The sequence below is a fragment of the Candidatus Latescibacter sp. genome, assembly GCA_030692375.1.
GTDB lineage: Bacteria > Latescibacterota > Latescibacteria > Latescibacterales > Latescibacteraceae > JAUYCD01.
In genome coordinates this window covers 1-10537 of the sequence record JAUYCD010000245.1, presented here as the reverse complement: position 1 = coordinate 10537, position 10537 = coordinate 1, and the positions used below count along the sequence as shown (strand labels likewise).

General features: G+C 50.1%; 10 protein-coding genes. 4 read left to right on the top strand and 6 right to left on the bottom strand.

What is annotated here, in order from left to right:
- On the bottom strand, positions 1-459 hold a 459-nt coding region (locus tag Q8O92_14860; GenBank protein ID MDP2984597.1), incomplete at its 3' end, for a hydroxyacylglutathione hydrolase family protein.
- A 244-nt stretch (positions 460-703) separates the two neighbouring features.
- Here Q8O92_14860 and Q8O92_14855 point away from each other — a divergent pair.
- From Q8O92_14855 to Q8O92_14845, 3 genes are all read left to right on the top strand, one after another.
- Entirely contained in the window at positions 704-2632 is a 1929-nt protein-coding gene (locus Q8O92_14855) for an OmpA family protein (protein ID MDP2984596.1), read from the top strand.
- A 62-nt stretch (positions 2633-2694) separates the two neighbouring features.
- Entirely contained in the window at positions 2695-4479 is a 1785-nt protein-coding gene (locus Q8O92_14850; GenBank protein MDP2984595.1) for an AMP-binding protein, read from the top strand.
- An 84-nt stretch (positions 4480-4563) separates the two neighbouring features.
- Positions 4564-5478 (top strand): diguanylate cyclase, encoded by a 915-nt coding sequence (locus Q8O92_14845; protein MDP2984594.1) that lies wholly within the window; start codon positions 4564-4566, stop codon positions 5476-5478.
- Positions 5479-5481: 3 nt separating this feature from the next.
- Here Q8O92_14845 and Q8O92_14840 read toward each other — a convergent pair whose 3' ends face one another.
- From Q8O92_14840 to Q8O92_14820, 5 genes are all read right to left on the bottom strand, one after another.
- Positions 5482-7065, bottom strand: coding sequence for a hypothetical protein (locus tag Q8O92_14840; GenBank protein MDP2984593.1), 1584 nt, complete (start codon positions 7063-7065; stop codon positions 5482-5484).
- Between the two features lie 57 nt (positions 7066-7122).
- Entirely contained in the window at positions 7123-8469 is a 1347-nt protein-coding gene (gene gdhA / locus Q8O92_14835) for an NADP-specific glutamate dehydrogenase (GenBank protein ID MDP2984592.1), read from the bottom strand.
- Positions 8470-8829: 360 nt separating this feature from the next.
- Entirely contained in the window at positions 8830-8982 is a 153-nt protein-coding gene (locus tag Q8O92_14830; GenBank protein MDP2984591.1) for a hypothetical protein, read from the bottom strand.
- A gap of 121 nt (positions 8983-9103) precedes the next feature.
- Positions 9104-9724 carry a hypothetical protein gene (locus Q8O92_14825; protein MDP2984590.1) on the bottom strand — a complete coding sequence of 207 codons (621 nt, stop codon included), beginning with the start codon at positions 9722-9724 and terminating at the stop codon, positions 9104-9106.
- Positions 9705-9905 (bottom strand): sigma-70 family RNA polymerase sigma factor, encoded by a 201-nt coding sequence (locus tag Q8O92_14820; GenBank protein MDP2984589.1) that lies wholly within the window; start codon positions 9903-9905, stop codon positions 9705-9707. Before Q8O92_14820 ends, Q8O92_14825 begins: the two co-directional genes overlap by 20 nt.
- Before the next feature lie 239 nt (positions 9906-10144).
- Here Q8O92_14820 and Q8O92_14815 point away from each other — a divergent pair, with 239 nt between their 5' ends.
- Positions 10145-10369 carry a hypothetical protein gene (locus Q8O92_14815; protein MDP2984588.1) on the top strand — a complete coding sequence of 75 codons (225 nt, stop codon included), beginning with the start codon at positions 10145-10147 and terminating at the stop codon, positions 10367-10369.
- The last annotated feature ends 168 nt before the right edge of the window (positions 10370-10537 follow it).

The window sequence follows — 10537 nt, the reverse complement described above, 5'->3', positions numbered from 1 at the left end:
CCGATGCAGGCTGTCGTACTCATCCTGCGCGTCCTGTCCGTATCCTGTTCCCCCTACTTTTCCCACAAACAGCGTATCTCCGGTCAACAGATCGTTTCCGGCCAGAATGCAGATCGAATCAGGCGTGTGTCCCGGCGTATGGATGATTCGCAGTTCCAAAGAACCAACTTTCAGCACATAGCCGTCTTTCAGGGAAATGTCGTGGGGAGAGTGGGCAGATTCGTGCATTGCCACTTTTGCCCCCGTTTTGCTGGCCAGAAATATATTTCCTTCAGTATGATCGAAATGGTCGTGAGTATTGATGATAGTGAGGAGCTTCAGTTTTTCGTCCTCGATCATTTTCAATTCTTTGAAAGGGGCCGATCCCGGATCGACACATGCGGCCTCATGGGTTGACTCATCGGCTATGAGGTATGAAAAATTACGGTCTCCTCCCGAGGGGATTTGCTTGAAAATCATAGGCGCCTCGCTTTAAAAGATGAAAAGTGAAGAATAAAGGATGAAAAAATATCTCTCGCAAAGACCGTAAAGTCAATAAAGAAAAAAATAGAAGAATCCATAACGGCCGCCCATGTGGCCGGGTTGATTGTCATTATCGTGGGGATTGCAATTTCCATATCCCGGCGGATGTGAAAAAAAACTACCGCGCTGCACCGGAAGTTATCATATTATTTCATTAGAGCAAAAATTGTGAAAGGTGCGCATGAGTCAATTACGTTCAATAGTATGTTTCGCCCTGGTATTTATGTGTTTTGTAACTAGGGAAAGCGAGGCCCAGAACCGCCTGCTTTCTACTACTTTTGAAGGCGGCCTGGGTCTTCAGTACATGCAGTCGGCCAGAACTTTCGGGAAAGGAACAGTCGTCTGGGGGATCAGAGGCATCACCGTGGAAAAGGAATCGTGGGTTCTTTCCTCGCCCGGAGTGTACGAAAAAAAACTGGACCGGCCTGCGATTTTAGCCATCCCTCTCTCATTCGGACTGACCGATGAAATCGACATGAACAGCGCGCTTTTCGTGTTCCGGGATGCGCGGTCTTTAAAAAACAGCCGGGATGTCGCCGCCGGATACGGTTCTCCGCAGCAGGGAGTGGGCGCCTCATACCTTGGGGTGAAGATACGGCTTCCGTTTTCCATGAGTTCTCCGGTGCAGATTGCCGGTAAATTTGGAGCATTCATGGATACCTCCCAGGAAGAGCTGGATGGTATGAATTTTCGCTGGACCCGTAAGGGCACCACCATTGAAAGCTCTATCTTTGAAACGTTCGATCTCGGACATTCCCTGAGCCTGAACCTGGAACAGGGGTATGTGAAGTCTGATTCCAAGATGTACGATGACCAGGTGGTCGGCGCCGCCGGGTTGCAGATGGAGATGAAAAACAGGCTGGTGATGAATCTCGAAGTGAATAACCGTACTTTTCTCGGGGCAGGACCGCAGTCTGCACTGAATATGGCGGGTTTTTTCACCGGAGCAAGCGCCCTCGCCAGTAATCCTGCCTATCAGAATGACCATAGAGCGGATTTCACCAAGGACTTTTTTGTAGTGTCGCCGTCTGTGGTGATGCGATTACATCGTTCGCTGACACTGAATCTCGGGGCCAATATAAATATCGCGGACCAGGTGAAACCAAAGGAAAAATATCAGATCACATTCGGGATAACGCTGAATACCGATATAAAGTCCATGATAGATTCAGATGGAGATGGTGTATATAACTATCTGGACGCCGAGCCGAACACCCCGAAAGGATTCAAGGTGGATAAGCGTGGAGTGTCGCTTGATACGGATGGCGATGGAGTTCCTGACGGCAGGGACCAGCAGCCGGATACTCCCCGCGGCGCCCTTGTTGATGCGGACGGCGTGGGAATCGATTCCGACGAGGATGGCGTATACGACGGTCTGGACAGAGAACCCCAGACCCCGCGTGGCGCCCCGGTGGACAAATTCGGTGTGAATCTCGATGATGACCACGACGGCGTTCCCAACGACCGTGACAAGGAATTGAATACTCCGAAAGGAGCGGTGGCTGACAAGGATGGAGTGGCTCTGGACGATGATGGCGATGGAGTACCCAACGGCATCGATACGGAGCCCGACACTCCCCGGGGCGCCAAAGTGAATGCCCTGGGCGCTTCCATCGACAGCGACGGCGATCATGTTCCGGATGGAATTGACGAGGAACCGAATACCCCCAAGGGGGTCCTGGTAGACAAGCGCGGGCGGGGTTTGATAAAACAGGAGAACAGTCCGGTGAGCGACGGTATCCTGCGGCTCAACACCATTCATTTCGGTCCGTCGACAGGATTGACGCCGGAGTCTTATCCTGTTCTCGATGAAATCGGGCAGCTTCTCCAGAAATATCCTGCGCTGCAGATTCAAATTGAGGGACATACCGATAATTCCGGTGATATGGAGAGAAATCTTCGGCTTTCACGAGAAAGAGCCAGGGATGCGCTGGATTATCTTTTGAAAAAGTATCCGGCTCTGAAACGTGACCGTTTCAGGGTGGTTGGCTTCGGATCAGACAAACCGATCACTTCAAATGCTGCCGCAGAAGGTCGCAGGGCGAACAGAAGAGTGGAGTTTCACATCATAAGCCGTTTTGAATTGCCGAAGGCCGGCGCCGGCAAATAAAGGGGAATGTATCACTTCCAGAAAAAAACTTTTTTCCCAGAAAAAGGGGGATGCACACTGTCATGTTAACCATCGATGGGAGTTTTCGTGAAAGCGCTCGTAATTTCCCGGATTCCGTTGCCATGCGTTATTTCCAGGATGACCGGTGGGAGCAAATCACCTATTACGAAATGAACAGCGCCGTCAATATCATCGCCTATGGCCTTGCCGACCTTGGATTGGACAGGCAATCAAAAGTGGCCATCATGAGCGAGAACCGTCCCGAATGGGTGGTCGGGTACCTTGCCGCCCTGTCAGCCGGCGCAGTCACCGTTCCCATCGATGCAGTACTCGGAGAAATCGAAACCGAACATATCCTGAACCATTCCGAGGCTGAGACCATCATCTGTTCCATGCGCTGCTATGAGGATATCGGCCGCCTTATGAGTGCAACTCCTCATGTAAAAAACATCATTATCCTGGACCGCAATATTACTGTCCGGCATGACCATAAAGGAGAGGGGGAGGGACGCGCCCTGGCCATACACGGCCGAAAAAAGAACGGTCACAAAAACTTTTTTTCCTATGACGATCTGCGTGAAAGGGGGATAGCCCGGCTGAGCAGGGGAGAGTTCGTTTTCCCCGAAAAATCTATAAACGATCTGGCCTCGATTATTTACACCTCCGGGACCACCGGAGCCGCAAAAGGGGTGATGCTTACCCATAAGAATATCATGAGCAATGTCGACTCCGTAAGGCAATTCATCCATCTCGATTCGAACGACAGCTTTATTCTCCTGCTTCCACTGCACCATACCTTCCCCTTCACTATCTGCATGGTGCTTCCCCTGGCTGTCGGCGCCATTTTCAGCTTTGTGGATATCATGAGCCGCGACCGGAGCCGTCTTATCATGGAATCCAAGCCGACAATCTTTGTAGGTGTACCGCTGCTTTTTTCCAAGATTTATAAAGGGATCATGCGCCAGATCGAAACTTCGAAAGTGAAGAGCTTTCTTTACAATTACGGCGGCCGGAAGCTGATCAGCATGGGTCTGAAAAAAAAGCTTGGCGGCAGACTCCGGATCATGGTTTCCGGGGCTGCGCCGATGAACCCGTCAGTTATCGAGGGATTTGTCGAGCTGGGCATCGAATTTCTCGAAGGGTATGGGCTGACTGAAACCTCGCCGGTAGTTTCTGCTAATCCCATCGGTAATATCAGAATCGGCTCGATCGGCATTCCGATCCAGGGTGTAGAGGTGAAAATCGACAATCCCGGCCCGGACGGTATCGGCGAGATCGTTATTAAGGGCGACAATGTGATGGGGGGTTACTATAATAACATTGAGCAGACCGAACAAGTACTCAGGGATGGGTGGTTTTATTCCGGCGACCTGGGAAAAATCGATAAGGACGGCTATATCTTCATCACCGGCCGGGCCAAAGATGTGATTGTGAATCGTGGAGGCAAGAACGTTTATCCGGACGGAGTGGAGGCTGAGATAAACAAAAGTAAGTTCATCGCCGAATCCATTGTCCTTGGCTATCGCACTCAGGGGCTCGTGGGAGAAGATGTGGGCGTACTCATCAACCCGGATTATGAATACTTGATCGAATATAGCAGGAACAATACTATCACATTGAGCCACGAAATGGATATTGCCCGGCTTACCGAGGAAGACAAGGACGAGCTTATCGAGAAATTCCGCTCGTTTCTGGAGAACGAAGTGCGGAACAGCATGGAGAAACTGGCGCATTATCAACGGGTCACCCGCATCGGCATCGAGCGTGACGAGTTCATCAAAACCTCCACACGCAAAACCAAGCGGTTTCTCTATAAAGGCCGGCTGGATATTGTGGATATAGGGTAAAATGCGAAATCTGAAATCTGAAAATGATGCCTTGCCCCCTCGCCTGTTTGTGGGAGTGGGGCGCAAGTGAAGGTGGAGACCGTCATGCCAGACAGGGATAAGTTTTATCAGAAACTCTTGAACCGTATATTTGACGGGGTGTATTTTGTAGATGTTGAGAAGAAAGTCACATACTGGAATAAAGGGGCGGAAAGAATAAGCGGATATTCCGCTGCGGAAATGCTCGGCCTATCCTGTCCGGACAAAATCCTGGTTCATGTGGACGACCGCGGAACAGATTTATGTAAGGGGGAATGTCCCCTTTCCGAGACCATGACCGACAACAGCATGTTTACCGCCGAGGTGTATCTAAATCACAAGGATGGACATCGGGTGCCGGTGACCATAGGGGTTTCATCTTTAATGGACGAAGATGGCAAATGTATCGGAGTTGTGGAAGTTTTTAGAGAGATTGCGGTCAGAACCATCGATAAGCAGCTTATTGAAGACCTTAAAAAATCTGCGCTTTTAGATCCGCTCACCGAGCTTGCCAATCGGCGTTATGTCAATATGAAACTACGGGCTAGTTTTGAAGAGCTGCGCCGGCATGACATTCCCTTCGGATTGATTATAGGGGATATAGACTTTTTCAAAAATGTGAACGATACCTGGGGTCATGCAGCAGGAGATAGTGTTTTGCAGATGATATCCCGAACCCTGGAGGGCAATATGCGGGCATCGGATATGGCCGGAAGGTGGGGAGGAGATGAATTTATTTTTATTGCCTCTCATTTCGAGGGAGGAAATCTGGGTATTCTGGCCGATAAACTGCGTAAGCTCGTGGAAAATTGCACCGTCATTATAAAAAGTACCTCGGTCAACGTCACCATGACCCTGGGAGGCACCCAGGCCAGAACAGATGACACGATTGAATCGCTGACCGAAAGGGCCGATCGCTTTCTATACCAGGGGAAATCCTCCGGAAGAAACCTTGTTATCGTAGATGAAAAGGCGGAATAATATCTATTTTATTCCGGCGCTGCTGTCAGGCGGGGCCGGACTTCCTTCGCTCACCCCTCCGGATATACTGAAACTCTTGATGATGATTCCCCGTTCGGGGTCCGCTGCCAGGATGCATGATACCGGATCCGGCTGGTTTCTCAAAAAGAGCATGAAAGTTCTTTCGTTTCCCCGGATTTTTTCTATGACCAGCGGATCAAGGGTCTGGAGAAGCTCCATGAGGTCGGCTTTCTTCAAAGCGCGGGTGTAGAATTTCACCAGCTCTTCCTGGGAACGGAAATTCCGGTGAGGGAGCAGTTCCTTCCGCGCCAGGATAATCGCCCGTGACTGGGACTCGTTCAAAATGCCGAGAAAAAATCCCATACCCGGCTCGCCCCCGGTAAACCACCCGATTCCAGCCTGGTAAAATGAATAGAGCGCCAGGAGAAAAACCACCGAGCGGGTAAACAGTTTTCCGTCAAGGAAAAATGCGGCGGGCAGGAGCAGGAGGGGCATGAGCGGAACGAGGTGACGCGAGCCCAGGCCGAATTCGGTAAAAGGGTAGGGTCCTGCCGCCACAAAAAGAACCATTATAACCGCTCCGGCAAGGAGCAGGAGCGATTCCTTCTGCATCCCTTTATGCCACATGGCCCGGAGACCTGCGGGGAAAAGCAGGAAGATGGGAGTGATAGTCAAAAGGCCGTGATACTCGTCGAAGAGGAGGCGGTGAATCCCGAGAAAAATATTCCCCTGCATGTACTGGGAAGATGTCATGCCTGGAGTGAAAGAACTCACCAGCCGGGTATATTCAAAGGTGAACGGAGAACCGAATACCAGGGTGTTCCTTATGGCCCACACCACAATCACCGCTATAACTCCCCCGGCATACAGGAGCGCAGATTTGTCAAACGAGACTTTTTCTTTCTTCTCGATACCCAGGTAAAAGAAAAACGGTACGGCCAGGAGAAGGTAGTTCGGGCGTACGAACAGGTTGAGGGCGGTGAATACTCCGGACAGAATGATCATGGTTCGCCCTCCGGGGGAGCTTCTGTCCCGGAGAAGCAGAGCGAAGGAGACAAGCACCAGGAGCTGAGAGAGCGGCTCGGTATAATTCGATACCGCATAAAACCAGTTGAGGGAAGCAAAAGCCATGATCGCAGTCATGACCAGCGCTTTTCTGCGGAACCCATACCGGTAAAGAATCAGGTAAAACACCCCGAGTGAAAGAAGCACAATCATCAGGTTTGCCGCATACCCGCCCATTTTCCCGAGAACCGCGATGAACGGAGCCGCCACAAGCGGGAACCCCAGGGTGAACCCCCTCTCCGGCGAATGCTCTCCCTTGTAAAGTGTGCCGCTCAGGATATTTTGGGAGATGGAATAGTAGATGTTCTCATCCACCCGGAACGGCGGATAGCTTTGATCGAATCCTGGAATGTCCTCAGCCAGCCTCTCGATGATCGGAAGGTTGGGATAGAGGGAGAGGAGTGTAATAATATATACTGCGGCGATAAGAACGAAAGAAACGATGGCAGCCGTTCCATGGCTTATTTTTAACGCCGATCCGGATGGCGGCGCTGATTCTTTTATTTTGGGTCTTTGTTTCAAGGATTCATGCTTTCTGGCAATTCATACCCCTGTAAGTTTTTCTGAAAAAGATAAGGGTTACACCAGACCTTGTTCGAGCATGGTATCCGCAACCTTCTTGAAACCGGCAATGTTTGCGCCTTTGAAGTAATTGCAGTAATTTCCATCCATGCCATAGGTCACACACTGCTCGTGAATGGCCTGCATGATTCCCTGGAGCCGACGGTCCACTTCTTCACGGGACCAGGAAAGACGCATGCTGTTCTGGGACATCTCGAGTCCGGAAACCGCGACACCGCCGGCATTGGAGGCTTTGCCGGGAGCATGAAGGATTTTATGTTCGCGGAAGATTTTCACGGCATCAGGGTCAGTGGGCATATTGGCGCCTTCGCTGACCAGCATGACCTTGTTTTTGACCATGTTCATAGCATCTTTGCCGTTAATCTCGTTCTGAGTGGCGCTGGGGAAAGCGCAGTCGGCTTTGACATCCCAGAGCGGATTGTGGTCGGCGCCGGGATCGGCCGGAGTGAATGCTGCTTCAGGGTATTTATCGACATATTCCTTGATACGGCTGCGGTTTACATTCTTCAGCTCCATGACGAAATTCAGCTTCTCAGCGGATATGCCTTTGGGATCATAAATGAAACCGCCGGAGTCGGACAGGGTGACCGCCTTTCCGCCCAGCTGGTTGATTTTCTGCACCGTATACTGAGCTACATTGCCGGAGCCGGAGACCAGACAGGTTTTGCTTTCCAGGGTCAGACCGCGGGTTTTCATCATTTCGAGCGCGAAATATGTGGCGCCGTATCCGGTGGCCTCCGGGCGAATGAGCGAGCCGCCCCAGTTCAAACCCTTGCCGGTCAGGACTCCGGAAAATTCATTGGTGAGCCGCTTCCATTGTCCGAAAAGAAAGCCGATTTCCCGTCCGCCGACTCCAATGTCTCCGGCGGGAACATCAATGTCTTGTCCGATGTATTTGTACAATTCAGTCATGAAACTCTGGCAGAAACGCATGACTTCGGAGTCGCTCTTGCCTTTGGGATCAAAATCTGAGCCGCCCTTGCCGCCGCCCATGGGCAGGGTGGTAAGTGCGTTTTTAAATGTCTGCTCGAAACCAAGAAATTTAATGATGCTCAGGTTGACCGAGGGATGGAAACGGAGTCCTCCCTTGATTGGTCCGATCGAGCTGTTGAACTGGACCCGAAAACCGCGGTTGACCATCACCTCGCCATTGTCGGCTGTCCAGGGAACCCGGAAAATGATCATCCGCTCTGGCTCGACCATCCGCTCCATGATTTTGGCCTTGGCATAACGGGGATTGCGCTTGTAGAAATCCTTGATATCCGTGATTACCTCATCGACTGCCTGGAGAAACTCTTTTTGGTTTGGGTCGCGCGAGGTTACCTGCGCCTTGATCGAATCCATGCGTTTTGATCCTCCTATTGAATAAGTCGTTGAATGTCCCGGACAGCTCTCCACCATGTTCTATTCGGTTATTTTCGCTATCTTTTGCTGCCCCAAACGATAGCGACATAAACATAACGACAAATTAAAATGCGCTTCTTTATGGTATAGATGCCGAAACAAGTTCGGCATGACATTGGTCTCACGTCATCCTGAACTCGTTTCAGGATCTAATTTCATGAGCAATTGTTTGTGCCGTCATGTATAAACCATAATTATAGTCATTCCTTGATGAAATTACAAGGTAAAATTTCGATAATTGCTGCATCTTTATTTTTTAACCAATTACACGGCAAACAGTTAAAAAATACAGATACCCCTTCATTCCCAAAAAACCCTCCTTTTCGAGGAGACCAGGATACGGTAAGGGTTCTGTGTCTCACGCCAGGGAAATGTACGGGGATTGGCTTGGTAGTGAGAGTAAATGGTGTGTTGAAAAGCGCGGATTTCTCCGGGAGTAAGTTTTTCTGGCATTCCTGATTGCTTTATCAGGCTGGAAACTGACGGAGAGTGACAAAGTGACAAAGTAAAATCCAAAACCCAAAGTAAAAGTTTTATTCTGACTTCTGTCTTCTGTCTTCTGTATTCTTTCTTTTCACCGTGAAACCATGCCTTCGGCCAGGTAATTACGTAAGTATATCCAGGCGCCCAAAGTAGGCATTATAAGAATCGCCGCATAGGCGCCCAGATAAAAAACCGGCACTTCAAGAGAAAGATACGGTATCTGAACGGGCGTGTATAAGGTATAAAAACCAGGGTAAGATGCAATCTGCCAGAATGCGGCCTGTATTCCCGACATCCATCCCTGCACGGTGGTTGACAAATCCGGGATATTTTCCCATCCGGTGGAAAACCGTTCGGCAGCGGTTTTCACCCCGGGGATTCCGAGAATGAATCCGATCAGGTTGATCAGTCCGAATGCCGCAATCACAAGAGCGGCCGCCCCGAAGAAATATTCCCGGTATTCAGGGAACAGCTTGACATGCGCCGGGGCTTTTTCCGCTTCCGCGGCAGTCAGGATTTTTTCCGCCAAACCGGCGGGAGCCTTGACAGGCTCGGTGTTGTTCAACGTGGCAAGGACAAACTCATGTATCTTCACTGCACGGGCGCATCCAGGGCAGGAAAGCCGATGCTCGGCCATGAGCTTCTCCATGCCTTTATCCAGAATACCTTCCAGATATTCCGGAATCTTATCTTCAAATTCTCTGCAGTTCATGGCGGTAAATCCAGGTGGAAAGCTTGCTCTCTCCCCTGAATTCATCACGTGCATGGTGGAGACGGAGAAACACATCCTGGGTGGCTTCTTCTGCATCCTCGTGGCTGCCAAGCATACGGTAAGCCTGGTTATAGACCCTGTCCTGATATTCTGCCAAAAGCTGCCGCAGATCTTCCGCCATCGACTTGCTTCCCGGCCCGGAAATGAGTAGCGATAATATTGATAATAAGAATATACAATTATTTTAGATTGAGGTATATCATTTTCGTTCAATTTCCGCCTGATTCCCTGGCCTGTGTCTTCTCTTTAATTAGACTGCACCATTTTGAAAAAAATTTCAATTCTCTGAAAGTTTTTTCTTACAGGTCTCGTCATATCTACCAGAACAGGAAAATCAATCAACTTACAAGGAGGAGTAACATGAATAATCTTGTCTCTATTATCGCCATCATCTTTACATTCGGAGCCCCGGCAATTGTCATTATTGCGCTGGCCAGGTTACGACATGAGCAGCGGATCGAGATGATTCGCAAGGGAATAAATCCCATCGTATCAACACCAAGCTATCCCGGGGAAAAAAACCTGCTGAGAGGGCTGCTTTTAACCGCCCTGGGTATTGCGGCAATCAATTTCCACCTTTATTAATTCCAATACCATCCTGATGCGTTTCGGCCTCCTTTTTCTGGGCGCCGGGCTGGCCTTGCTCGTTTACTGGAAAGTGACCGCCGCCGACCGTGAGCGGGAGCGTCTTCTCTATGAAGAGTATTTTTCCAAAGAAATGGCATCTTCCCCGAAAACTAATCCCGGAACAGT

Coding starts and splice junctions, on each gene's coding strand:
- Q8O92_14850 (MDP2984595.1), top strand. CDS start 2,695: ATGTTAACCATCGATGGGAGTTTTCGTGAAAGCGCTCGTAATTTCCCG.
- gdhA (MDP2984592.1), bottom strand. CDS start 8,469: ATGGATTCGATCAAGGCGCAGGTAACCTCGCGCGACCCAAACCAAAAA.
- Q8O92_14820 (MDP2984589.1), bottom strand. CDS start 9,905: ATGGCGGAAGATCTGCGGCAGCTTTTGGCAGAATATCAGGACAGGGTC.
- Q8O92_14830 (MDP2984591.1), bottom strand. CDS start 8,982: ATGCCAGAAAAACTTACTCCCGGAGAAATCCGCGCTTTTCAACACACC.
- Q8O92_14825 (MDP2984590.1), bottom strand. CDS start 9,724: ATGAACTGCAGAGAATTTGAAGATAAGATTCCGGAATATCTGGAAGGT.
- Q8O92_14815 (MDP2984588.1), top strand. CDS start 10,145: ATGAATAATCTTGTCTCTATTATCGCCATCATCTTTACATTCGGAGCC.
- Q8O92_14855 (MDP2984596.1), top strand. CDS start 704: ATGAGTCAATTACGTTCAATAGTATGTTTCGCCCTGGTATTTATGTGT.
- Q8O92_14845 (MDP2984594.1), top strand. CDS start 4,564: ATGCCAGACAGGGATAAGTTTTATCAGAAACTCTTGAACCGTATATTT.